Annotated in this window: 29 protein-coding genes; 5 read left to right on the top strand and 24 right to left on the bottom strand. The window is 31.3% G+C overall.

What is annotated here, in order from left to right; genetic code table 11:
- Positions 1–10: 10 nt before the first annotated feature.
- Entirely contained in the window at positions 11–784 is a 774-nt protein-coding gene (locus AB1282_RS11415) for a nucleotidyltransferase domain-containing protein (protein WP_429899128.1), read from the bottom strand.
- Positions 785–855: 71 nt separating this feature from the next.
- Here AB1282_RS11415 and AB1282_RS11410 point away from each other — a divergent pair, with 71 nt between their 5' ends.
- Entirely contained in the window at positions 856–1,140 is a 285-nt protein-coding gene (locus AB1282_RS11410; RefSeq protein WP_056471987.1) for a YciI family protein, read from the top strand.
- Positions 1,141–1,378: 238 nt separating this feature from the next.
- On the opposite strand, the gene AB1282_RS11405 is transcribed toward AB1282_RS11410, so the two are convergent.
- The 9 genes from AB1282_RS11405 to AB1282_RS11365 form a co-directional block, all read right to left on the bottom strand.
- Positions 1,379–1,987: a hypothetical protein gene (locus AB1282_RS11405; RefSeq protein ID WP_056471986.1), complete on the bottom strand. Its 609-nt coding sequence runs from the start codon at positions 1,985–1,987 to the stop codon at positions 1,379–1,381.
- Positions 1,988–2,551: 564 nt separating this feature from the next.
- Positions 2,552–3,031 carry an ankyrin repeat domain-containing protein gene (locus AB1282_RS11400; RefSeq protein ID WP_429899127.1) on the bottom strand — a complete coding sequence of 160 codons (480 nt, stop codon included), beginning with the start codon at positions 3,029–3,031 and terminating at the stop codon, positions 2,552–2,554.
- 144 nt (positions 3,032–3,175) lie between these two features.
- Positions 3,176–3,430: a hypothetical protein gene (locus AB1282_RS11395; protein ID WP_429899126.1), complete on the bottom strand. Its 255-nt coding sequence runs from the start codon at positions 3,428–3,430 to the stop codon at positions 3,176–3,178.
- Positions 3,431–3,533: 103 nt separating this feature from the next.
- Positions 3,534–3,749, bottom strand: a complete 216-nt coding sequence (locus AB1282_RS11390; RefSeq protein ID WP_429899125.1) for a hypothetical protein — start codon at positions 3,747–3,749, stop codon at positions 3,534–3,536.
- 158 nt (positions 3,750–3,907) lie between these two features.
- Entirely contained in the window at positions 3,908–4,348 is a 441-nt protein-coding gene (locus AB1282_RS11385) for a hypothetical protein (RefSeq protein WP_429899124.1), read from the bottom strand.
- Positions 4,349–4,444: 96 nt separating this feature from the next.
- Positions 4,445–5,398: an aminoglycoside phosphotransferase family protein gene (locus tag AB1282_RS11380; protein ID WP_429899123.1), complete on the bottom strand. Its 954-nt coding sequence runs from the start codon at positions 5,396–5,398 to the stop codon at positions 4,445–4,447.
- A 45-nt stretch (positions 5,399–5,443) separates the two neighbouring features.
- Positions 5,444–6,706 (bottom strand): MFS transporter, encoded by a 1,263-nt coding sequence (locus AB1282_RS11375; RefSeq protein ID WP_429899122.1) that lies wholly within the window; start codon positions 6,704–6,706, stop codon positions 5,444–5,446.
- A gap of 19 nt (positions 6,707–6,725) precedes the next feature.
- Positions 6,726–7,394, bottom strand: coding sequence for an HAD family hydrolase (locus AB1282_RS11370; RefSeq protein ID WP_429899121.1), 669 nt, complete (start codon positions 7,392–7,394; stop codon positions 6,726–6,728).
- Positions 7,395–7,465: 71 nt separating this feature from the next.
- Positions 7,466–8,011: a GNAT family N-acetyltransferase gene (locus tag AB1282_RS11365; RefSeq protein ID WP_429899120.1), complete on the bottom strand. Its 546-nt coding sequence runs from the start codon at positions 8,009–8,011 to the stop codon at positions 7,466–7,468.
- 353 nt (positions 8,012–8,364) lie between these two features.
- Between AB1282_RS11365 and AB1282_RS11360 the strand changes: the two genes are divergently transcribed.
- Positions 8,365–8,976, top strand: a complete 612-nt coding sequence (locus AB1282_RS11360) for a DedA family protein (RefSeq protein ID WP_390313357.1) — start codon at positions 8,365–8,367, stop codon at positions 8,974–8,976.
- 26 nt (positions 8,977–9,002) lie between these two features.
- On the opposite strand, the gene AB1282_RS11355 is transcribed toward AB1282_RS11360, so the two are convergent.
- On the bottom strand, positions 9,003–11,129 hold the full coding sequence (locus AB1282_RS11355; protein ID WP_429899119.1) for a heavy metal translocating P-type ATPase: 2,127 nt from the start codon (positions 11,127–11,129) through the stop codon (positions 9,003–9,005).
- Between the two features lie 31 nt (positions 11,130–11,160).
- Complete coding sequence (locus AB1282_RS11350) at positions 11,161–11,544, bottom strand: ArsR/SmtB family transcription factor (RefSeq protein WP_056471958.1); 384 nt, start codon at positions 11,542–11,544, stop codon at positions 11,161–11,163.
- Positions 11,545–11,706: 162 nt separating this feature from the next.
- Between AB1282_RS11350 and AB1282_RS11345 the strand changes: the two genes are divergently transcribed.
- Positions 11,707–11,871, top strand: coding sequence for a hypothetical protein (locus tag AB1282_RS11345; RefSeq protein ID WP_156339677.1), 165 nt, complete (start codon positions 11,707–11,709; stop codon positions 11,869–11,871).
- Between the two features lie 84 nt (positions 11,872–11,955).
- Here AB1282_RS11345 and AB1282_RS11340 read toward each other — a convergent pair whose 3' ends face one another.
- The 4 genes from AB1282_RS11340 to AB1282_RS11325 all read right to left on the bottom strand — a co-directional run bounded on the left by AB1282_RS11340 (position 11,956) and on the right by AB1282_RS11325 (position 14,239).
- Positions 11,956–12,471 carry a PCYCGC motif-containing (lipo)protein gene (locus tag AB1282_RS11340; protein ID WP_056471955.1) on the bottom strand — a complete coding sequence of 172 codons (516 nt, stop codon included), beginning with the start codon at positions 12,469–12,471 and terminating at the stop codon, positions 11,956–11,958.
- 76 nt (positions 12,472–12,547) lie between these two features.
- Positions 12,548–12,928, bottom strand: a complete 381-nt coding sequence (locus AB1282_RS11335) for a hypothetical protein (protein WP_056471953.1) — start codon at positions 12,926–12,928, stop codon at positions 12,548–12,550.
- A gap of 32 nt (positions 12,929–12,960) precedes the next feature.
- Complete coding sequence (locus AB1282_RS11330) at positions 12,961–13,473, bottom strand: GNAT family N-acetyltransferase (protein ID WP_429899118.1); 513 nt, start codon at positions 13,471–13,473, stop codon at positions 12,961–12,963.
- A 58-nt stretch (positions 13,474–13,531) separates the two neighbouring features.
- Positions 13,532–14,239, bottom strand: a complete 708-nt coding sequence (locus AB1282_RS11325; RefSeq protein ID WP_429901126.1) for a DNA alkylation repair protein — start codon at positions 14,237–14,239, stop codon at positions 13,532–13,534.
- Positions 14,240–14,327: 88 nt separating this feature from the next.
- Between AB1282_RS11325 and AB1282_RS11320 the strand changes: the two genes are divergently transcribed.
- Positions 14,328–15,113 carry a carbonic anhydrase gene (locus tag AB1282_RS11320; RefSeq protein WP_429899117.1) on the top strand — a complete coding sequence of 262 codons (786 nt, stop codon included), beginning with the start codon at positions 14,328–14,330 and terminating at the stop codon, positions 15,111–15,113.
- 909 nt (positions 15,114–16,022) lie between these two features.
- On the opposite strand, the gene AB1282_RS11315 is transcribed toward AB1282_RS11320, so the two are convergent.
- On the bottom strand, positions 16,023–17,483 hold the full coding sequence (locus AB1282_RS11315; RefSeq protein ID WP_429899116.1) for an IS1182 family transposase: 1,461 nt from the start codon (positions 17,481–17,483) through the stop codon (positions 16,023–16,025).
- A gap of 285 nt (positions 17,484–17,768) precedes the next feature.
- Entirely contained in the window at positions 17,769–18,332 is a 564-nt protein-coding gene (locus AB1282_RS11310; RefSeq protein WP_335412759.1) for a beta-class carbonic anhydrase, read from the bottom strand.
- Positions 18,333–18,615: 283 nt separating this feature from the next.
- Here AB1282_RS11310 and AB1282_RS11305 point away from each other — a divergent pair, with 283 nt between their 5' ends.
- Positions 18,616–19,440, top strand: coding sequence for an aldo/keto reductase (locus AB1282_RS11305; protein ID WP_429899115.1), 825 nt, complete (start codon positions 18,616–18,618; stop codon positions 19,438–19,440).
- A gap of 150 nt (positions 19,441–19,590) precedes the next feature.
- Here the strand turns inward: AB1282_RS11305 and AB1282_RS11300 are convergent, their stop codons facing one another.
- The 6 genes from AB1282_RS11300 to AB1282_RS11275 all read right to left on the bottom strand — a co-directional run bounded on the left by AB1282_RS11300 (position 19,591) and on the right by AB1282_RS11275 (position 25,372).
- On the bottom strand, positions 19,591–20,232 hold the full coding sequence (locus AB1282_RS11300) for a hypothetical protein (RefSeq protein WP_429899114.1): 642 nt from the start codon (positions 20,230–20,232) through the stop codon (positions 19,591–19,593).
- A 383-nt stretch (positions 20,233–20,615) separates the two neighbouring features.
- The gene (locus AB1282_RS11295; protein ID WP_429899113.1) at positions 20,616–21,077 is read right to left on the bottom strand and encodes a hypothetical protein; all 462 of its coding nucleotides are present in this window, start codon (positions 21,075–21,077) and stop codon (positions 20,616–20,618) included.
- Between the two features lie 202 nt (positions 21,078–21,279).
- Entirely contained in the window at positions 21,280–22,668 is a 1,389-nt protein-coding gene (locus AB1282_RS11290) for an ATP-binding protein (RefSeq protein WP_429899112.1), read from the bottom strand.
- A 14-nt stretch (positions 22,669–22,682) separates the two neighbouring features.
- Positions 22,683–23,351 carry a response regulator transcription factor gene (locus tag AB1282_RS11285; protein WP_056471929.1) on the bottom strand — a complete coding sequence of 223 codons (669 nt, stop codon included), beginning with the start codon at positions 23,349–23,351 and terminating at the stop codon, positions 22,683–22,685.
- 408 nt (positions 23,352–23,759) lie between these two features.
- The gene (locus AB1282_RS11280; protein ID WP_429899111.1) at positions 23,760–24,323 is read right to left on the bottom strand and encodes a Gmad2 immunoglobulin-like domain-containing protein; all 564 of its coding nucleotides are present in this window, start codon (positions 24,321–24,323) and stop codon (positions 23,760–23,762) included.
- A 137-nt stretch (positions 24,324–24,460) separates the two neighbouring features.
- Positions 24,461–25,372, bottom strand: a complete 912-nt coding sequence (locus AB1282_RS11275; protein ID WP_390312886.1) for an AEC family transporter — start codon at positions 25,370–25,372, stop codon at positions 24,461–24,463.
- Positions 25,373–25,402 lie beyond the last annotated feature (30 nt).

Raw genomic sequence — 25,402 nt, 5'->3', positions numbered from 1 at the left:
GTAGTCTATTCTATTTTTCCCATGAATGTTCAATTGTCGTTCGAAATAATTCATTTAAGTTCCCGATATTCACCTTGTTCGATTCAGTAATCCCCTTAACATACTCTTCAAAAAACTGAATGTTATTTTCAATAAAATCGTTTAATACTTTTTTTCTAGGCTCTAAATCTAATTCATCACCTTGTTTTTTTCGGATTAATAACTTGCCTACTTCTTCTAAAAATTCCTGGTCTAGCCCTTCCATTTCTAGAAGTTCATCAAACATAATTGGTGGAATTTCATTGTATTTTTTGATCCACATACAAGCTAAAATTGGTCTTAATACATAAAAATACTTTTTAATCTTAACTTCTTCCCCTTGCAAATAATCACGATAATTCCCTTTAGCCATATGGAGATAATGGTAAATACACACCTTTTTAGAAAGAATTTCATTCCCCATTTTTCTTAATACTTCTGAAATCGTTAAATCATCATGATATACAATTGGAGATCTTAACCATTCTAATAATGCCGGGTTTGATTTTGCAAAAAGATTAAGAGCCTTTTTTAAGTCCCAGCCACTAAAATCGAGTAAATCATTGATTGGATATTCAATTACGTCACGTCTTTGGTCAATGCTTAAATACCATTCTTTCTTATGTACATAGACAAAACGCACATCATAATCGCTGTCTTTAGATGGAAAACCCCACGCTCTACTACCAGACTCAACGGCAAATAGTATTTTTACGTCATGTTCGGCTTCTATTTGTTTTAGTTTTTCTATAATAATTTTCTGCATATGTATCACCCTTACAATTAATGATTACGTGCTATAGTATAACTATTATAAACGATAGGATGTGACTTTTAGTGGAAAACTTTATTTATGTTTTAAAACCAGTTCGATCAACTTTTTTACATGATTCAACGGAAGAAGAACGCAATATTGTATCGGAACATTTTCATTATCTACAGAACTTAAATAAAGAAAAGACTGTATCATTAGCTGGAAGAACCGAACAAGCTGAGTTTGGTATTGTCATCTTAAAAACAGAAAGCTTACTGCATGCTAAAGAAATCATGCAAAATGATCCGGCTGTTAAAAAGAACGTAATGACTGCTGAATTATATCCATTTTTAATCGCATTAAATTAAATACAAAAAGTGCATCGAAATTGACTAATTTAAGTCGTTCTCGATGCACTTATGGTTAAATTACTTAAAATTAGGCTCTGTTAATTTAAAATGTTGATTTATGAGTACTAAAAAAACTGTTTTCACCCAACAATCTTTTATTTTAATGCTTATTCAACAAATGCAGTGCTTTAGTTAAATAACGTAGTAACAAGAACCTCTAATTTTAGACCGTATTTATTTATTGTAATACTTCCACCTATTTAATAAACTCAGCTCTAAGTAAATAGACAACATCATAGTCTCTTATTTCATCAATATGTTTATTCACATCTCTATAAAAATCATCAGTAAGCGAATCCATACGATGTCCCTCTTTTTTATAACAAATGCTAGCTAAGACTATATTATTTTTAATAGGGTTGTTTTCTGTTTGGTTGCTTCCCGAAATACTCGTAACGCCTTCTAAACCATCTTTAAAAGTCGTTTCCAACTGATTAACTACATCTGTTGAACCATCACTATTAATACTGATATTAAACAGAGATTGATTTTGATTATTAGGTGTTTTAGAAGTTGTAAAGATAATTGAGCCATCCTCTTTAATCCCAGAAGTAATATGATCTATCTTATCTCCAACTAATTTACCAAATTCATATTTTTCAATCCAAACAGATAATTCCTTGTAATTACTGTTAACATTGAAGTCATAAACAAAAGATTTATCCGATGTTGTTGAAAGTATTGCCTTTTCTCTTTTTGTCAACTTAGCTTCAGAAATAGCATTGTTTGATTTTGGATTATTAGTACAAGCACTCATAGAAAATACTAGCAAAATTAATATTGTTGTGGATATAATCTTTTTCATTATTTCCTCCTATAACCATAGTAGCAATAATTATAACCCAAATATTGGTAAATTTGTTAAAAATCCTTATCCAACTTTCCTGCCATCGCCATTTTGTTGAATAAAAAAAATCGACTAAACAGCCGATCTTGTTGTTCAACTAATGCATCAGTTAGTTGAATAAGATTTTGAAATTATAATAGTTTCCAATTAATATCTTTTACATCATTTCTGTTTTATTTTAATAAATATCGGATGAAATCCTTGATGATTATAGGATAAAGAATAAGTAAATAAAATAACATCAAAAAGTAATTTGATTTAATAATTTCTTTAAAAGTCATTTTATTCTTGAATCCATTTAAAAAAGTTTTAACAAAATAAGTAATTGTAAATAACAACAAGATAACATCTATCAATATCGACCAAAGCATAATAACACCTCCGTTAATAGAACAAATCGTATTAGTTAAATTATAACTAACCTAACAGCTTTAGTAAGTTGTGGGATTTTTATCTTTTATATAAAAAAATCGACTAAACAGCCGATCATTTTGTACAACTAAAACATGCGTTAGTTGTACATTATTTCGTTAAGATTTCAATCAATTTTTCATTTCCTACCTGTTTTGCAAAGTCTAATGGTGACCTGCCTGCGTTATTTTTAGTAGTAGTATCTGGATTGTATTGCATAAAGAGTTCCACCATATCGTAATATTTACCTTTACAATTAAAAACAGCAGTCCACATCGCATTGTTACCATATTTGTTTCTAATGTTTATATTTCCACCATGGTTAAGTATTTCTTTTGCTACATCTATATTTGGGTAGTCGCAGATTAGGTGTAACACGGAACTACCGTCTTCGTTTAATCCATTTACATTTATTCCATTTTGTATTAGGAATAATGATATTTCAAAATTTTCACCTGCTATTGATTGTGCCAATAATTCAGTGTTGAAATCTACCTTTTTATCAATTTCTCGCGACTTAAATTCTTTCTTAAATGTTTCAAAATCTCCAAATCTTGCCAAAGTAACAATATCTCGATTTTTAATGGGCATTCGACTTGATTCACCTCGATTTACTTAGATTCTTATCTAAATTATACCATCTTCTTATTCAACTAATCTGCCATTTAGTTGCATAAAAAACGATCCTTCGTTATTGAAGAATCGCAGTGCGTTAGTTGCATAAGAATTAACTTTTTAATTATTGATTATATCATGTTGTTCCCCTTCAACTGGATCATCAATGTATAGCCAATCACCCTCATTGATTCCAAATTCATTGTTACAAAATTGTTCTGCATCATCTATCTCTTCAAATAAATAATCTCCAATGCTGGGGTTATCATACTTTGTATTATATAAAAATACGTATACTTCATCATCATTAAAAGTGTAGACCATTACTTTTTCAATTTTATTAATTGGATTATTTAAAATAGCATATTTTCTCATTTTTCCTCCTGGAAAAGTCAAATACAATAGATTGTACTTATGGAACTATCGCATTGCTCTAATTGAATAAGGATATCTAATTTTCAGGTGAAATTTACTCGTTCTATTCATTATCAGATTGTGGTGAAACCAAAATGCTTAGTCCTTTTTTTTCTCCATAATCCCACATTTTTACCCAAGGATAAGTTTTTTCTGGTAAAAAGAAAGTACGCTCTTCTAGTGGTTTTATTACACTCATATCACAATTAATGCCATTAATTTCAGTAGCTGGATGAATGCTTACTTCTCTACCTGTATCATTATAAAACTTGAATTTCATTGAGTTCACTCCTTAGAAATAAATCTAACAACTACAATAAATTAAACAATTTATTATAACATTCCTTATTCAACTAAACTGCCATTTAGTGCAATAAAAACGACCGCCGAAGCAGTCGTCTTGTTAAACATAAGCATTGCGTTAGTTGAATAAGATGTCTAAAGTTTTTCGATTGAAAAAACCAAATCATCAAAATTCGTTTCAAAACCAAAGTCATTACAGTTATATATAAAATTACCTTCTTTCTCTTCAACAATCATACCCGATGAGTAAGACTGCGACTTCCTTCCATCGCCCTTATCCCAGATATTATATAAACTTAGATATCCGTTTTTCGAATGACATTTGCAAATAATCTCCTTAGGAGAAGTGTCTTCCCATAAATTAATACTCGGGTAGATTTCTTCACTAAGAGCTGGTATTTCAATACCCACATCTGTTTTCAACCATATTCCTTGCCTATGTAATGAACTTTTATTAATAAATTTAATCTTTATTAATTGTTGTTCTTTTATTGGTTGTACTTCCCACTTAATAACGTTACTCATTCCCTTTTCAGAAAATGACTTACTATAAATTCGTTCAATCGCAGTGTCCATTTCTCTTCTCCAATTCGAGTATGTTTATATGTATTTTACACCATAAAATTCCAATGTGTCTTCTTCAACTAATCTGTCAATTAGTTAAATAAGTTTTTAACAGATCTTAAAATTAAAAAATATATTTTCCAATTCTTTTAACGTAGTAGCTTTCATTGCTACTTCTGACTTTTCTTGATAGAAACTAATATTACTAAAACGATGTAGTAATAAATAAGTCATTAATTCTTTTTGTAAGCCCTCGTTTAATTCGTTATTCAAATAGCCGTAGCTCTCTAGAAAAGTTTTATTTAGTCCTTCAAAAGGATAAAACATAAACGCTATTGGTCCAAGTAAATCATATTTTGAGTTTCCAACAAAGCAATCAGCAAAATCAATTAAACCAGTAAACCTCCACATATCATCAACTTTATTCATGATTAAATTATATGGTGTGTATTCTCCGGTTAATAACACGATTTGTTCTTTTCCTTGCAATGTTTTTTCTTCAACATAGCTTGTTAATTGGTTAAATAATTCATCATTCATTTCGTTGTTTTTATGATGATTCTCTACTTGCTCCAATTGATTCGTAATAAATTGCTTCCAATGATCATAATCATCTTGTTTTGTTGAGATGGTTGCGTCATGGATTTCTCTTATTATTTTTCCTAAATCAAACGCAATTTGCTTTTTCTCTTCAAAAGACAGTTCATCAAAAATATCAATTAATAGAGTCCCTTTTAGTTCACTCATTATTAAATAGCTCCAGCCTTCAAATTGACCAGTTGAAATTAATTTAGGAATATCTACGGAAAGTGTTCTGCCGTTTAAAAACTCGAGAACTTGCTTCTCCTTTATGAACTCATCATTCACATAAGAAGGATATAATTTAATTACAACTTCTCCATCTATACTAAAAACAATATTTCCACCGTACGAAAATCGCGTAAGCTTCTCATAATCGACCTTTTCTAACTCACAAATTTTACGAATCTTACCTTCCCAAAAACAGTTTTTCTCACGCATTATTTTATATTTATCTTTTGTTATTTTATAAAGATAGGTCATTCATTCTACCTCAATTATTTAATTATTTTTTTATTAATTTTCATTCTACGCTGAAAGATTCTGATTTAATACCGCTCTTTTTTTAATATTAAGTACAAATAAAGTTGCAACTAAACAAAATATTCCTGCTGCAATAAAGATTGATTGGTAGGCATTTAACCAAGAATAAACTAAACCTCCACCATATGCTGCAGCTCCAGCACCTAATTGATGAGCGGTATAAATCCATCCATAGATTACCCCTACCTTCTCTTTACCAAAATGATCCGTCGCTAGTTTAATAGTTGGAGGAACTGTAGCAATCCAATCCATTCCATAGAAAATGGCAAAAGCACTTAAATAAATGATTGAATTCGTTGATAAAGCAAAAGGAAGAATTAGTAATGATAATCCTCTTAAACCATAATACCAAAATAATAACCAACGATTATCAAAGCGATCGGAAATATATCCTGATAAAGTCGTTCCTATAATATTAAATATTCCCATGAACGCTAAAATACTAGCAGCCGTGACCTCTTTATATCCATAATCGATACAAAGTGAGATAAAATGCGTACCGATCAAACCACTAGTTGAAAAGCCACAGACAAAAAAACTTCCCGCTAATAACCAAAAAACTTTCGATTTAGCACCTAACTTGAACCCATCAAAAGCTGCCTTCACTGGATTAACATTTTTGGCTTGCTTCTTATTACTTTTTTCAGCACCTAAAGGGAAAACTCCAACATCTGCTGGATCATTCTTCATAAAAATCCAAAGTAAAACATAAATGAAAACACCAAAAGAAAATATAGTTAAAACGGCATTTCTCCATGAATAATTTTCAACGATATATGCCATCAATGGTAAAAAAACAAGCTGACCTGCTGCTGAACTAGACGTTAAAAGCCCTAGCGCTAAACCACGTTTTTTCTCAAACCAAGTAGTTGCAACATACGCATTTAACACGGTCAAAAATGCCCCCGCACTTAATCCAATAATGATTCCCCAAATGATAAATAAATGCCAAATTTGGGACATAATTGTTGTTAGTAAAATAGCACATAATAATGTTCCCATACCTACTAACAATACTTTTCTTACACTAAACTTTTGATATAAGCCGGCTATAAATGGTCCAGAGAATCCAACGAGAGTTATACAAATCGCAAATGCACCTGAAATTGATGCTCTACTCCAACCGAATTCCTTTTCAAAAGGAATCATCATCACTCCAGACATCGTATTTGTTACAGCAGCAATAATGACGGATAAGAACGTAACAATTAATATAATCCAAGCATAATGTATTTTTCCACTCTTCAATCAAACTCCTCCTTCATTATTAGGCCATTATCTTTAACTCATTTAATAACATTTTTTTCAATTGATCTACACTATTAATAATTGCATTCGCACCTGCATCAATTAATTCCAATTCACTTCCATATCCGTAAGTTATTCCAATCGCATCAATATTAGCTATTTTTGCACCTTTTATATCGTGAAGTCGGTCCCCAACCATTACCGAATCTTCCTTAGAAAGGTCATTATTCTTTTCGAATATATACTCAATTATCTCGCCTTTATCAATTCTTGTGCCGTCTAGTTCACTTCCAACAATTTGAATAAAAAACTCATCGAGTTGAAAATGGCTCAATATTTTCGTTGCGAAAATAGTTGGTTTTGAAGTTGCTACATATAATCTTTTATTCTCTTTTTGCAAATCGCTTAGAAGCTCACGTATCCCATCATAAACATTATTTTCAATCATACCATTCTGCGAAAAGTATTCGCGATAAAAACGAACTGCATTTAATACTTCTTTTTCATTAAATTGACAAACTTCCGAAAATGATTGCTGAATAGGTGGTCCAATAAATTTTAAAAGCTCTGATTCGAATGGAATAGCTTTATTCATTTTCTGTAATGCATACTTTACCGAGTTTAAAATCCCTACCTTTGGATCCGTCAATGTACCATCTAAATCGAACAAGATTGTATTATAAGTCATTATTTTCTTCCTCCATCATTATTCCCCCACAAAAAAGCGTTAGCATTTTTAGCTAACGCAAATTGATTCATTTACTTTTTCCATTCCTTTTTCAACATACTATAAACAGCTATATCATAATACTTTTCTCTAATTTGCTGTGCTTCTCTTTGGATACCTTCTTGTTTAAAATTTAAACGTTCAGGAATTGCCCTACTCTTCGCATTTTCAACAGCTGCCCTAATCACTACTCGATTAAGATTAAGCTCATCATAACAATATGAAACTAAACCTTCTACAGCACGAGTCATTATTCCTTTACCCTGTGTTTGTTCACTTAACCAATAACCTATTTCAGTTGTTTGATTCGACCAGTCTATATAATGTAATCCCAACATACCTACTAGTTCATTCTTATAAAAAATTCCCGCTTCAAAACCATTATTATCTGCAAACTTTTGTAACCACATAGGTATAATCGAATTTTGATAATCCTCGATCAATGGAATATTTTCAGCCCAAACCAACCATTCTTTTAAGGAGTTTTGATTTTCCTTCAGCGCCTCTACTAATGTTGCTGCATACTTTGGTATTAATAAATTGATTGATAAATCCTCACTTAATTGAACCTTAAACATGTCCATCCTCCTTTTTTTACAAAGACATTATTCCTAAATAGCTAATTACATTTCTTCAGATTTAGGAGAAGTATCGTAACAAAATCTAATTTCTGATTTTATATTAATCTACTTTAATTCTCTATCAACTGTTCTAAATCCTCTGACTTTCAAAAAAATTCTCCCTTACAATGCTAATACAGTGTTGACCAGACATAAAATCTACATTTTATTAGATATTTGTTTATTCTATTTATGGAACAAGTTTCACAATTACTTGCCTAAATCACTAGTTACATAGTATATTCTTTCACAAGGAATATTAAAAACTTCTAATTATTCCTTAAAAATAAAATCAAACCTGAGGTAATTTCATGCAAAACTGGATTATTGAAACGATGGATTCATTTGGCTATTTAGGCATTTTTTTATTAATTGCATTAGAAAATATATTTCCTCCAATTCCTTCCGAAGTCATTTTAACGTTTGGCGGGTTCATGACTACAGAATCTTCACTATCTAAAATAGGGGTTATTTGCTTTTCAACTTTAGGATCAGTAATTGGAGCAATCATACTTTTTTGGATTGGTACTTTACTAGATGTAAAAACGTTAGAAAAAATCGTAGACCGCTGGGGGCATATTTTACGTTTAACTAAAAAGGATGTCCATAAAGCGGACGAATGGTTTTCAAAATACGGTGTTTGGACAGTCTTTTTCTGTAGACTCATTCCACTAATTCGTAGTTTAATTTCTATTCCAGCTGGAATGGCTCGAATGAATTTTTGGATCTTTTTGTTATTTACAACTTTAGGCTCATTAATATGGAATACAATTTTAGTTTTAGTTGGTGCATCAGTCGGTGCATCCTGGGAAAAGATTGTAGAGTATATGGATGTGTACTCGAGTATTATTTATGGAATTTTAGCGATTGGATTGGCCGTATTTATCTTCCTTTTTATCAAAAAAAGAAAAAACTCAGACTAATTTCGTTTAGTCTGAGTTTTTTAGCTTTATTTAAGTCTTAATACTCTCATCGAGTTCAATACTGCCAATACAGTAACACCAACATCTGAAATGACTGCTTCCCACATTGTCGCTATTCCGATTACACCTAGTAATAAGAAAAATCCTTTCACCGCTAAAGCAAAAAAGATGTTTTGCCATACAATTTGTCTTGTACGTTTAGCGATTTTAATTGCATCTACAATTTTTGAAGGTTCATCGGACATTAATACAACATCCGCAGCTTCAATGGCTGCATCGGAACCAATACCGCCCATCGCAATACCTATATCTGCTTGAGCTAAAACTGGTGCGTCATTAATACCGTCTCCAACAAATGCAATTTTTTCTTTCGATGATTTTATTTTTTCGATCAATTCAAGTTTTTCTACCTTCTGATGTGGAAGAAGCTCTGAATAAATATCATCTATTGCTAATTCTTTACCAATGCTTTTCGCAACTGAGTTAGAATCCCCGGTTAACATGATAGTCTTTTTAATTCCAACTTTTTTAAGCTCAAGTATAGCTTCTTTCGCATCATCTTTTAGTTGGTCTGCAATGACAATTGATCCGATATAATGCTTATTTTTTGCTAAATAGACTGTTGTACCTACTTCTCTAGTTGGTTCGTATAAAATTGAATGACTTTCCATTAGTCTTGAATTACCTACTAACAGTGCGTCTCCATTTATCGTAACGCTAATTCCATGTCCCGCAATTTCAGTATAGTTAGATAGCTTTGCTTCAACAATATCTTTACCATACTTTTGACGAATTGATAATGCGATTGGGTGAGTAGAATAAAACTCTCCATAAGCAGCTAATTCCAGTAGCTCCTCTTTCGAATGACCACGTGTAGGTATAATCGAGCTTACTTGGAATTGCCCTTTCGTTAACGTTCCAGTTTTATCAAACACAATATACTTCAAATCATTTAATGCTTCTAAATAATTACTTCCTTTTACTAATACCCCGGATTTTGAAGCTGCTCCGATTCCTCCAAAAAATCCTAAAGGAATTGAAACAACTAGAGCACATGGACATGAAATAACTAGGAAAATTAATGCTCGATATACCCAATCGTAAAGTGTTTCACCAGGAATAATAATTGGTGGGATGATTGCAATAATAGCTGCTGTGATGACAACTATAGGTGTATAAACCTTTGCAAATTTTGTGATAAAGTTTTCAGTAGGTGCCTTTTTATTTGTTGCATTTTGAACAAGTTCCAATATTTTTGATACTGTCGATTCATTAAATTCCTTCGTGACTTCAATTTCAAGTAAACCTTGAACATTTATAAATCCACTTAATACTTCATCACCTTCAAATATTTCTCTTGGTAATGACTCTCCAGTTAATGCAGAAGTATCAACACTTGAATATCCACTTTTTACAATTCCATCTAACGGAACCCTTTCCCCAGGTTTGACGATGATTAGATCACCAATTTGAATTTTTTCAGGAGATACTTGTTCAGTTTTGTCACCATTTTTTAAATTCGCATAATCAGGACGTATATCCATTAACTTGGAAATCGAATTCCGTGATCGATTTACTGCAATACTTTGGAACAATTCACCTAGCTGATAAAATAGCATTACCGCAACAGCTTCAGGGTACTCTCCAATCATAAATGCACCAATTGTAGCTACTCCCATTAAAAAATTTTCATCAAATACTTGCCCTCTGAAAATATTTCGAATAGCTTTTAAAACAACGTCAGCACCCGCTATTAAATAGGCTGCTATAAAAATAATCAATTGATAGAGCATTGGTACATTAAGTAATTGGGCTAAAATTAATAAAGCAGTACCAATCCCTAATTTAGCAATAAGTTTTTTTGTTTCAGCATTCATTCCCTGTTGCTTCTCTTGCCCAAGTTTTGAATCCATTTTTGAAACAGGATTAATATGCGGTTCTAAAACACGAATCTTATCTTTAGCGCTTTCGATAACTGATTCTTTTTGTTCCTCACTCGTCGTAATTGTCATCGTTAATGTTGCAAAATTTACTGAACATGCATCAACGCCTTCAAGTGTGGAAACTCCTTTTTCAATCTTCATTGCACAATTGGCGCAATCAAGTCCTTCTAATTTTAATTCACTATTTACTTGCCTTTGCCCCCTACTCAACAAACTCAACTCCTCTCAAGAAACATCTATATTAATCCTCTAAAATATGTTCTAGTGCTTGATTGAAAATTTGTGTAACATGATCATCTGCTAACGAATAATAAACTACTTTACCTTCTTTACGATTTTTCACTAAATGCGCTTGTTTTAATACACGTAACTGATGTGATATAGATGATTGGGTCATTTCTAATAAATAAGCTAGGTCACATACACACATCTCAGATTGACTAAGTGCATGTAATATTCTCGTTCTCGTCTTATCTCCAAGAACTTTAAAAAGTTCTGCTACTCCTGTTAGTGTTTCAATATTCAACATACTTTCTTTTACTGAAAGAATTATATCCTCATGCATAACAGTTTGTTGACATGCTTCATCACATACTTCGTCAACTTTCTTCTTTTCTTCAATCATAAACTGTCCTCCTATGAATACATGAACAATCATTCATATGTTTTCTATATTTATATTATATGAGTGATTGTTCATATGTGTCAAAATATTATTTGTAAAATTTAAAGGAATATTACATATGATAAAGAAATGATTAGTAATGCATACAAAAGGAGAAAATTAATGACTCTAATCGGATATCTTTTTTGGGGAATTTGCTTAGTAGCCGTATTATTTATGTTTTTAATCGCAAAAAAATTAGGAACAACGCCTCCTTATAAAACAGAGCATCAAGTATTATATGAAGAAATTACGAAAATTGATCGATCTATCATGCAAGATAAATAATAGAAATAAAAAAGTCAGACAGTTACTAGAATTTCTCAGTAACTGTCTGACTTTTTATTTACGATCCCTTTTTTTCCTATATCCTTAACCCTGTTCTTTTGGCATTGGTGTATTTGTTGGTTTGGCATATCCATCTTTATATTTATTATCAATATATTTTCGAATTTCTAAAGGCGTTTTTCCTTCTTGCTGTAATTTCGCTGATTCAACTGCAATCTCCATACAGTTGACGCACGAAGTTGCATGGCTATCCCACACAATTGAATTATCTTCTTTTACTTCATGGATAAAGCAATCTAAATTACTTTTATGACCTACACTTTCACCGCAACCACAATAACATGGGATATTTTTAAGTAAAGTAGCATGTTGTGCTGCCACCATATAAATTTGTTGAATCTGTTGTTCTTTATCACTTAAAAACTTCGGTAGAGTTTCTTTATTAATTGTTTGTTCTCTAATATCACTTGTTTGAATATGTTTAGCATGATTTTCGTGGTTTTTCGTTGTATTCGTTTCAGCTTGTTGATTACTGCATCCTGTAAATAAAATGGAAATCATTAATGCTGAAAATACATTATGAATTGTTTTTCGTTTCATCCTTTCCCTCCAATAATTACACTTTTAATCTTATTCTAATAATTATTGGAGTGGAAAACAAATACTTGAACATTAACTATGAATAGATTATTGAATCAATTAACATTTGCAATAAACTTGTAAGTAAAAAGAAAAATCTAATCAAAAAACCAGCCCATGCAAAACGCCTATATTTTTCCCATCGTTCCTGATTATCATTACGTTTACAGACCCACATTAAAATCCAAAATCCAAGAGGTAAAATTGGTATTTCAATTCGATATTCATCAAAATTTAAATTAATACTAAAGACAAATAAACCGATAAGGATTGCAATAATAGCCTTCCATATTTCTGGCTTCAAATCATTTGTTCTATAGATCCAAATAAATAAAAATCCAAGAGTTATATAATTTACTAGCGTAATAATGATGGTAGAAACAAAGTGAAATTCATCAAAATGGATATTAAAGTCCATTAGATTTCTCCTTTTAGTTAATTTGATTATTTCTAATAATTATGACGATCTTTACGATAATATTTAGTTAATTCCTCATTTTCATCATCAATTGATTCTAAAATTAAATTAAATCCTTTTTTCTCAAGGATTTTTACTGAATAGATGTTTTTTGCTTCAACGGTAGCTACAATAAAATTTAACTTTCTGATTCCAAAACAATAATCTTCTATTAAACTAGCAATTTCAGAGCCGTAACCATTTCCCCATTCTTCTTCAGCTAATCGATAGCCTATTTCAAACTCATCTGAATCATTTTTTATGACTGCACATGTTCCAATCAATTGATTAGTCCCACTTTTACTAACTGCCATCACTTCAAAATCAGCATTTTTCTCCTTATACATTTGAAGAATCTTATTTAATTCATTTTTAGTTTCTTCTAATGTTTTAGGACGATTTGTTATGTATCTCATTACATTCACATTAGATTGAAGTTTGTGTAAATGATCTAGGTCATCCATTTTAAGCTTTCTTAAATATAGTCTATTTGATTTTATAATCATGGTTCTCTCCCGTTTCTTTCTAATAAAAAGTCACCATATTAATAGGTGACTGATCAAATTAACAAATGCATGTTTTTTTCTTTACTCCAAGCTTTCCCCTCGCCTCGACCTTTTCAATATAATCAGTTGCTAGAGGTACCTTACAAGCCGTATCTCCAACGTTCACGTGGACTTTTCCAATCTTTTGACCAACCATCATTGCTTCAACTGTAAGACTTGGTACATAACTTCCTACCACAATTACAAATCCATTCATCGTATAACGAACTCTATTTTTTGAAGTATGTATATTATTTTCAATATAATTAAGTAATTTATGAACTTCTTCTTTATCAATCTCTTCATCTGGTGCAATTGATAAATAATGACTATAAGTGCTCCATCCACAATTTTCAATTAATTCATCATCTGACTTCAACCATTCTCTAGCTAACTCGATTGCATACTTGCTTTCTGCTGCAACAGCACCTACAATACTTTCAGCAATCATAGACCAGTGGGCTTCTTTCGCCCAATTTTGAAGCTGTTCCTTTGTCATTAACTTTGGATTAATTGATAAACCGGCCAAATACATTGCATCTGAATTTCCTGTATGGAAAAGTGATAATGCTAATTCTTGATCCTTTTTAACATATTTAACAAGCTTTTTCAGATCACCAATTTTAACGCCAAATAAAGGTTCCTTTGCACCATGGCGCAAAAAAGTTTTTTTCGTTTGCTCAGTACCCATTTCCTCTAATGATTTCATTACTTCTTCTAACGTCATCATCTTCTCCCCCTTATTATAGGTTTGTTCCGTAACATCGTTGTCTAAAATGTATCCTATCATACATATCATGAAAGGAAAGTATATAATGAACTATTTTTTTCTATTCATCATACTATTCAGTCTTACATTCTCAGCCTGTTCAAATAATCATAATGTGCATGAGGTTCATCTAAATAAATCAACAGTTTCAGCTGCAAGAAATGAAGACTGGTCTTACACAGGTAATACTGGACCTAATTATTGGAGTTCAATCAATAAAGATTATTCACTATGTTCCAATGGGAAACAACAATCTCCAGTTAATATTGATCAAACCATAAAAAAATCACTACCTTTAGGTATAAACTATCATAATGATCTTTTTAAAATAGAAAGATCGCAGTACACGGTAAATTTCATTCCAGTAAATCACTCCAACTCAATTAATTTAAATGGAACAAACTATACACTAAAACAATTTCATTTCCATACTCCAAGTGAGCATACTATAAATGGGAAACAAAGTGATTTAGAGATTCATTTTATAAATGAAAATAAAAAAAATTCCATAATTACCATCGGAGTACTTGTTGATATTGGTAGATTGAATAAAGAATTCCAAAAAATCCTTGATGTAAATCCTACGGATGAGGAACTTGGTCGAAAAGTTGTAAAACTAAATTTGCAGCCCTTCATTCCCTATACTAGTAAAAAATTTTCATACACTGGCTCATTTACAACTCCTCCATGTACTGAAGGAATTAAATGGATCGTCTTTAACAAACCTATACAATTTTCCGAAGAACAAGTCCATTCTTATCAAAATTATTTCAAACCTAATAGCCGTCCCGTTCAGCCATTAAATGGTAGAGATTTATTTGAATCTTGGTAAACATAACAGGTTCATGAGGTACTATAATTGCAAGATGATGAAAATTACTTACTCATAACAGGTTCATGAGTCACTATAAATGCAGCTTAATCAAATTTACTTCCTCATAGCGGGTTCATGAGTCATTATAATTGCAGCTTGTTGAAAATTAATTACTCATAACGGGTTCATGAGGAACTATATATGCTCGATTTCGTAATTTACTTCCTCATAACACGTTCATGAGGAACTATATATGCTCGATTTCGTAATATACTTCCTCATAACACGTTCATGAGGAACTATAAATGTTCGAAGTTGAAAATTAATTACTCATAACATCCTTTAGTGGAAATCAATTTCACTATACTCCTTTTACGAAAATTTGATAATTAATTGACATGGTTGTTTTTCAGAGTGTTGAAATATAAAATGGTCAATAGAGGAAACGGACATTAAATGAACATTTATTAATGGTGAAATTATCGTTTTTTGGATGATCTATCTATTATTGGTTTTAAATGTTAATACGTTTGAGCAATTTTATGTTTCCAGTAACACTAGTAAGTTTTTTTTTTCAGAAATTAAAAATATTATGAGCTAATTTTTGAAAAAAAAATTCAATTGATTAGTTTATTAATTAATGTTTAATATTAATTGACCTACAGACTGATTAATAAATAACTGTTAAGATACTCTAAGGAAAGGCTATTTGATTTGGTTTTGTTGCAGATTGTTTTTTGATGAATAAGTTGATTGGAACGGAGGGGTGCTCGACTCCTATGGGATTAGCGGGAAGGCTGAGACCCCGCAGGCTTGCCGAGGCCACTGAAAAACAGTCAATTTTATTTACTGTAATCAATATGTGAAATAAAAAAGGCGATTTTTCGTTCAAATTGAACGGAAAATCGCCTTTTCCTTTATACATTTTTATTTTTCTTCCTTCATTAAGGTCAGTATTCGTTTTAAATTAACTGCGAATATGGCCATTGCCCCTTGCATTTCCATACCTAATAGACCCGAGGAATTTGCTACATTGTACCCGTGTCTGTGTTTTAATTCACTATTTTTTGCTTCAATTTTATAGCGTTCTTTCGATTTCTCTTTGAAATATTCGCTTTCTTGAAATTGTGCATGTTCTTTGTGTTCAGTTGATTTAATTGTTACACTATACGATTTACTTTTGGCACCTTCTTTATAACATCCTTCTTTAATGGGACACTTTTTACATTTTTCAATATCAAAGTAATACATTTCACGCGGATTTTTTTTCTGATTTTTTCTTTCTTGTCTTCTTTTGCTAATTGCCATATGACCTGCCTTACAAACGTACATACCCGCATCCTTATTGTATTGAAATTCATCTTCTTTTTTACGTGTTCCATGAGTAATCGTGGGGTTTAATTTCGAAACTAATTGTAATTCATTTTCATTTGCATATTGAAGATTATTAATCTCTGAATAAGCTGTATCACCAATGACTGTTTCAATTTTCATTCCCGTTTCAAGACTTTTTTCAATCAATGTTTTTAGATATTTTCCATCAGTATTTTCACCTGTTGAAATGACTGCAGCTGTAATGATTCGTTCTTCATTCATCGCTAAATGTGATTTATATCCAAAAAAAGAGGTATCAGCAGTTTTATGTCCAGTTCGTGCGTCAGGATCATTTGAAAATTTTAGATTGTCATGGTAATCTTCAACGATTTCTTTTAAATAGTTCAGTTTTTCTTTTACTTTTGGATATTCACGAATCGCTTCTTCTTTTTCCACAGCTTGAATGATTTTTTCACAATAGGCAAGTTCTTCGACTACGTCATCTGTTGTTGACTTCTGAGGAAACTTTTCTTTCATTCCCTCATTGATTTGATAGACAGATTTTCTAAGGAGTTTAGATTTCTCCATTAAAAATTCTTTTGGTGATTTTTGATTAAATCGCGCTCTTGTGTGAGTTGCGTCAACTATAATGGAAGTACTTTTAATTAGTTCTTTTTCTAGTGCGATATCAACTGTTTTTTGAATCAACATGTCTAATAATCCAACATCTTTTAAACGAAGTTTACGAAATTTCGTTAAAGAACTTGAATTGATCACTGATTCTTCTGGAGCCATATCTAGAAAATATTTAAAAGACATATCATATTTTGAACGTTCAACAACATCAACATCTGATAAATCAAAGATCGATTTAAGTAACAGATATTTGAACATACGAATAGGCGGCACTGCATTGCGGCCGTTATCAAGGCAATATTTATTCTTTAATTCTTCTAAAATAAACGTAAAATCAACTAATTCATTTATTTGGCGAAGCATATTATCTTTCGGAACAATTAGATCGTATAAAGCCATGAAAGGGCTAAGAGTAAAAGATTCTTGATTTGAGATCATTCGAGACACCACCATTACTTGATACAATAATTATACAAGAAAAAAGTGAAGGCTTCCTCGATGAATCGAGAAAGCCTTCACTTTTTTAAACCACAAGGACTTTTTCAGTGGCCTCGGCTTGCCGAGGAGGCTCAGGTCTCGCCCCATGGAAAGCGAGCATCCTGTAGTGGAAATCAACATCACTTTACTCCTTTACGGATATTTGGTAATTTAATTGACATGGTTGTTTTTCAACACCACAAAAAAAGTTATCCTACTTAAAGGATAACTTCTTTATTTAAATCGTTATTCAGCAGTTTTTTCATCTCGATGAACTACTTCTAATTTCCCTGTATGTGGGTCAATTACTAAACCATGAATTTCAACCTCTTTTGGAACAAGTGGATGGTTTTTAATAATTGAAACACTGTGATTAACACTGTCGTATACATTCGTAAAACCAGTTAACCATTTGTCTAAATCTAGACCTGAGAAGCCTAAAATTTCTATGTTTTCTTCTTTAATTCCTCGTTCAACCATTTTTTCTTTCATTCGTGTAGGATTTGTATTACCCATTCCACACTCATGGTGACCGATTACTAATACTTCTTTAGCTCCAAGTTCATAGATTGAAACTAGAATACTTCTCATAACTGATCCAAATGGATGCGCAATAACTGCACCAGCCGTTTTAATCATTTTCACGTCACCGTTTCTAATATCAAGAGCCTTCGGTAAAAGCTCAACTAGACGTGTATCCATACAAGTAACAACTACAACCTCTTTATTCGGAAACTTTGAAGCTATGTATTGCTCATAATCCTTATTCTCAACAAACTTCTTATTAAAATCTAAAATTTGATCTAACATATATTCCCCTCCAAACAAAAATAAAGAGCATTTTTCCTATACCTATATTGAAGGAAAAGCCCAAAATATACAACCATTTTGCACTCATTCATATTATTATTCTAAAATTATGTTTTCATTTATTCCGTTTTATTTTTATTTTTTAGTAGGGTAAATAGACGCTTTAGACAATTAACCAATCGAATTGCTTTTTTATTAAATTACCATTAATTGCTATCAATTTTTTTATTTTGAAAGTTTATATTGTACACTAGACTTAGTCGTCAATAAGGAGGGAATTAAAATGAAGTTTGAACATTCTATTGCATTACATAATGGAGTTAAAATGCCTCAATTAGGTTTAGGTGTGTGGCGTGTGTCACCAGAAGATGGTGTAGATGCTGTCCGAACAGCTATCGAAGTAGGTTATCGTCATATTGATACTGCAGCTGTCTATCAAAACGAAGAGCAAGTAGGTGAAGCAATTCGCCAATCTGGTGTTTCCCGTGATGAACTTTTTATTACAACAAAAGTTTGGAATGCTGATCAAGGTTATGATTCAACTTTAAAAGCTCATGAAGAAAGTCTCAAAAAATTAGGCTTGGACTATGTTGATCTTTATTTAATTCACTGGCCAGTAAAAGAAAAATATTTAGATACATATAAAGCATTAGAAAGACTTTACGATGAAAAGCTTGTGCCAGCAATTGGTGTGTCAAATTTTCATGTCCATCACTTAGAAGATATTGCGGCTCATCGCAATATTAAACCAATGGTCGATCAAGTCGAATTGCACCCAATGTTTCAACAAAACGAATTACATGAATATTGTCATAAAAACGGCATTGCATTAGAAGCATGGAGCCCGTTAATGCAAGGTGGCGAAGCTTTAACAAATCCTGTTATAAAAGAGATTGCGAATCAGTATGGTAAAACAACTGCCCAAGTCATCATCCGTTGGCACTTACAACGCAAAGTAATCGTTATTCCTAAATCAATAACACCTTCACGAATTCAAGAAAACTTTGAAGTATTCAACTTCGAGCTTTCATCAAATGATATGCAACAAATTGCTACACTTGATGCAAATAAACGTGTAGGTCCAGACCCTGATAATTTTGATTTCTAAGAGGCAGATTTGGGCATAGAGGAAATTTATAATAATGAAGATCGAAATGGCTACCAATCTTTTGAAAGGTAGCCATTTTTTTATCCCTTAGATTCCTATAGCAATAACTTAAAGTTCATTTTTACTAACCTTTAAGAACCTCTTTTTAGATCAAATTAAATAAATTTCGATCCGTTCTTTCCCTCCCCCTATATTGTTTCGTTTTAGCTTTATTCCTTTAATTTCTCCTGTGCGCTTAATATGTGTCCCACCGCACGAAACTTTACCAAAGCCTTTGATTTCCCAATATCTTCTTTGATTTTCTGGGTCATCAAACTCACTATTTATTTCCAAATCTGCATCAATCAGTTCTTTTGCTTTTGTTTCTAAAAGTGGGAAAGTTTCTGAGATTTTTCCATCCCAATAAAAATCAATTCTAGCTTTATCACTAGTAATATTTGCGCCAATTTTTTCAGGTTTATCATAGTTTTGATTCATTAGTTCTAAGATGATTTCCGCAGCGAAATGTAGCTTCATAATTCGATATCGCTTCTCCCAATCAATCGCAACCACTACTTCCTGTCCTTTTTGAAGATCATGATTTTCTGGTAAAGTGTAGCGGATTTCTAATCCGTCCTTCTTAGCTTCAATCACCTCATAATTTCCAATTCTCCCTGAGTCCGATTGTTGCCCACCCGAAAAAGCATAAATAATGGTTTGGTTTAAAGTGACATTTTGACCGTCTACTTCCGTCACTATTGAAGAGGTTTTTGTAAGATAAGGATCTTCCCAAAAAAGTTTTTTTACCGCCATCGTTTTACTCCTTTTTAGTTTTTGATTTTGAATTCTATTTACTATTGTTTTCCTTTCATAAGATGATTCCCCTTTTTATTTTTATAAACTACGTATTATACTAAATTAGCTCTAACTCAATTTATTTAAAATGAAAGGAGTCTAAATGTATCTTTCAATTGATTATTTAAAAAATGGTAGCCTTAAACAACAACATGCATATGTAACATTAGCACGATTAAATATAAGCGTTTTGTAAAATTTTAGGCTTAGAAGGCGATCCATATGATGAATTAAATAAATACGGGATTAGAATAGGTGCAATATTAGCGTAAGTTTAAAATGCAATAATTGAGAAAAAAAGGAACAATTTCTATAAATTGTCCCTCTTCTAGTTGCCACTTTTACTTAGCTACTACTTCACTACTTTTGAGTAATTCAATACGCACTTTTTTAAGCCCGTCTTTTTCATCAACATATGTACTTAATTTCCAGTTTGCTGCAAGTGTATGTTTAATTAGATTAATTGCATCTTCAGATAAATGAATTCCTTGAATTGCAGTTCCAATATCTTCATAATCTTTTTCAACTACAATTCCAAATTTATATCTTAATAAAGTCATTAATGAGCCTTTTGTCAGAAATTTGATTTGGTAGCCATCATTAACGATTTTATTAAAATTCTCTTCATTACTTTTGTACAGATTTATTAATGTTTCCCAGTTAGGAAAACCATTACCATATTGATTTAAAAACTCGAAATTCTCTTCTTTTACAGCGTTTATTAACTGAATGTTTTCTACACCAGCATGACGTAGACTTTCAATCATAATTGCATTATTTATAGCAATACTAACAAAGCTCATCTCTGTTCTCCCTCCGAATTACAAGAATTTTCTTTTTATTCAACTTTATCATAAAATCCTGTACTAAACTATTAAATTGATGAGAATTACACCGAGATTATGAGGATATGAAATGCTTTGTGAATACGAAAAAAATCACAAGATCCTGTAACAGTTCTTGTGATTTTACTTGCTTTTGGAGAATTTAGATACTCCATATTATCTAAATTGTGTTTAATGTGATGAAAGCAGTTGTGCCTTCTCCATTTTTACTTGTAATTTGTAGATTGCCACCATAGTTTTCAATTAGGTCTTTTGCGATTGATAATCCTAATCCATTACCACCGTTTGCTCGACTTCTCGCTTTATCCGCTCGATAAAATCGGTCAAATATATGATTGATATCTTCTTCTTTAATTCCGATTCCGTTGTCTTTCACTTTGATTTCGATCTTGTTTCCAACTTGAGCTGTCGTTATATCGATAATGGTGTGTTCTTTACTATATTTAACTGCATTATCAAACAAAATAATTAATATTTGCATTAAATGCTCTCTTGCGATGTTTGCTTTATCGACAATTTGATTAGGAGTATGGAAGTGAATTTCCAAATCTTCATGCAACAGTTGATAATTGTTTATGATCTCATTTAATACTTCATTAATATTTGTTGGAGCATACTGTTCAATCTTTTCGCTATTTTTCTCTAGCTTCGTCAACTGTAGAAGCTCGTTCGTTAAAATAATCATTCTGTTTGCTTCATTAATACATGTGTTTAATGAGTTTTCTAAAACGGTTTCGTCTTTTTTCCCCCAGCGATTAACTAGTGATAAGTGACCATGAATGATTGCTAAAGGTGTTCTTAATTCATGAGAAGCATCTTCAACAAATCGCTTTTGTCTTGTAATTGAAGCCTCTAACTCATCCATCATTTTGTTAAAGAGTAGACCGAGTTCAGATAGCTCATCTTTTGTTTCTCCTACGTAAACACGCTCTTTTAATTGATTATTTTTAATTTTAATCATTGTTTGGTTTAAATTTTTAATAGGATTTAATATTTTTTTAGATAAGAAATAACCGCTTAAAATACTCAAAATTAACGAAATGGTTGTTCCCAAAATAAGAATCATGAAAGATTCTTTAATTAAAGTTGAAAAGATTTCTACATTCATTGCAACTTCTAATACACCGTCAAAATTCTTATAATGTAACACCTTACTATTAATTAAAATTTCTTGATTGTTTTTTCTATATTTTTGAATTTCACCGAAGTCTTTTTTATTAATATGAATTTTAGGCATTGTTCTTGAAACTGTAAATTTTTCTTTTCCATCTATATCTATTAATCGAATCATCTCGTTATTTTGAATAATTTTTTCAAAATATTGTTTGTTTTCTGCAAAAGAAGCCGCATTAGGTCGTTTTGTTTTATATTCTTCATCTAAATAAGCTGCCGTATCATTTAATCTTTTTTCAATTCGATGTTGCTGCTGATTCATTATAGACATTTGAATCAAAGCAGATTGAATAAGATTACATAAAGTAAATATGAAAAACATAAGCACAGCGATTGTAATTGTTATTTTCCATCTAATCGAAAGCTTATTTAACAAGGTAAGATCCACCTCTACATCCTCATTACATACCCAGTACCCCTTACAGTGTGAATATAGGTATTATTTTTATCATCAAGTTTTGTTCTTAAGTAGCTAATATAAACATCCACTACGTTTGTTTCAATTGTAGAGCCATAGCCCCATACAGTTTCTAATAAAATTTCTCTAGTTAATACACGATTTACATTGCTCATTAATAAATACAATAAATCGAACTCTTTTTTAGTTAAATCAATGATCGCTTCATCTTTTTTAACAACTCGAGCTGCAGAATCTAATGATAAATCTTTAAACTTTAAGCAGTGTAAATTTGTTGAGCGATCGATTCGTCTAAAGATTGCTCGCATATGAGCTAAAAGTTCTTCAATAACAAATGGTTTTGAAATATAATCATCTGCACCACTATCTAATCCAGAAATCCGATCAAAAACACTGTCTCGTGCTGTGATCATAATAATTGGCGTGTCTTTATGCGCTCTAATTCTTCTGCAAACTTCAATTCCACTTAAATTAGGAAGCATTAAATCAAGTAAGATTAAGTCAAATTCTTGGTCGATTGCTAGGTTTAAACCGTCTCTTCCATCATTTGAAATATGAACTTCATTTCCTTCATACTCTAATTCTAAACGTATAAAATTTGCTAATTCTTTCTCATCTTCTATAATTAATATTTTTTTCATTTATTTTATCCCTCATTTTTTTTATAATAACATCTATAAAATTATTATTTGTATTGTATAAGGATATCTGTTTAAGATGAAAATGGCTTTACGAATATTTTAAAATTCAATTAGAGTTTTATTAGAAATTTTTAATAGTTTAACTTAATAATCTCGATATTACTACCTATTGTGTACATTTTCTAATAATTTCACTTAAAAACGATTAAAATTTATTTAAGAATATATTTAATGCTTTCCAAAAGATAAGGTAAAAGTTTTATTAATTCCGCTTATTTTATGTAATTTTTAAACTTAATTTCTTGAGATTTCAAAAAAAAATGGCTTTAGCATTTGCTAAAGTCATTTTCATACTAAAAAAAATATTTGTCAATGAAGTAAGTCTAATCAAATTAATTTCCACTTACCTTATTTGTAATTAGGAAACTGAATCGGAATATTTAGTATATGTTCAGGTTGGCCGTCTTTTGCACTTGCAACATATAGAGTAAGTACCCCATTTGGACTAGTAGGCTGGTCATAATTTATCACTAATTTAAAGTTCCCCCATTCTGGAGCACCCATATCAGCCATTGTGTGACCTTCCGCTAATACATTATGACCATCTTCTATTCGATAAAGAAAGGTTGCTTCAAAAACACTAGCCTTCCCTTCAACAATTAACACATTTTTACCTGTTGAGTCATTTACGACTGAAGTAACTTTAAATGCATCGTTTTCAACTGGTGTAAATACTTTTACTGGTGGCTTAGTTTCATCCTTTTTTGGCGGATTATTATTTCCTTTATCAGTATTATTGTCTTTATCTGGTGTAGTACCCTTATCAGTATTTTTATCCTTATCTGGTGTAGTGCCCTTATCAACATGTGATGACTGATCATCTTTTTTGCCATAACCGTAGTCACTTGATTGACAGCTTGTTAAACAGAATATGCTTAAAATTATAAGTCCAATAAATAAAAATCTTTTCATTCTATTAATCACCCCTAAATTAATTTATTGCCATAGATTAAATATTGTTCTGAATCAAACTATTTATTTTTAATAAAAGATGAAATGCATTTTTACCGAGGTGAACTTCTAGGAATAGGAATGAATTTTTAAACACATTAAAAGAACGTACTAGCAAGCTGTATTACGATTGGTAAAGTTAGACTACTTAATATAGTTGAGGTAATAACAGTTTGTGCTGCAAAACTTGCATGCGGACCTTTGAAGGATAGTAATGCGCTGTTTCTTGAACTTGGAAAGGCACTACCTATAAAGAGGGCTTTGGCAATTACGCCTTCAAAACCGAAAATTTTTATAAGAGCAAACGCAATAATCGGACCACCAATTAATCTTAAGAAGTTACTAATCGCTAAATTGTTCCAGCTAATTTCTTTCCCCGATTCAGCTAATTGAGCTCCAAGTGTAATTAACGCAAATGGGGCGAATGATTCAGTAATAGGATTTAAAATGGTAACTAATTCATGATTTAGTTTCACATGAGATATTTGAAGGATAAAACCAAGTGCTACACTATATATGATTGGTAGCTTAAGCATTTTCATAACTGCTTCTTTCATTTGGACCGAAGCCTCTGCATTATATACACCAACAGTAAATGTCATTATATTTTGAAACAAAACGATTAAAACTCCAATACTCAATGCAAAAGGATCATTTTTAAATACTAACGCATTTACTGGTAATCCAAGATTTCCTGAATTATTTAAAGCGATGCTATTAGCAAATGTACCTTGCATAGATTTTTCAATTCCTCTCCATCTGCATATTAATGTTGAGATTAGGGACATGAAGACAAATTGGATAACCAAGTAAAATAAAACACCACCTGCAACTTTACCAGATAACGGACTATCGTATATTTTAATAAATACTGCTACTGGAAGAAATAAATAAACTAAGAGGGTTGTTAAAGTACGTAAGTGAAGTTTAAAAAGACGATTAAATAAATAGCCTAATATAACATAAAAAAATAGAGGTAGCATAACTTCTAGTAGTAATTTTATGACCATTTCTTTTCCTTCTTTCAGATGATAAACCGC

Origin of the sequence: Gottfriedia sp. S16(2024) (assembly GCF_050473765.1) — a bacterium.
Taxonomy (GTDB): domain Bacteria; phylum Bacillota; class Bacilli; order Bacillales; family Bacillaceae_G; genus Gottfriedia.
The sequence above is the reverse complement of the archived record's forward strand: the minus strand, read 5'-3'. Positions and strand labels throughout refer to the sequence as shown.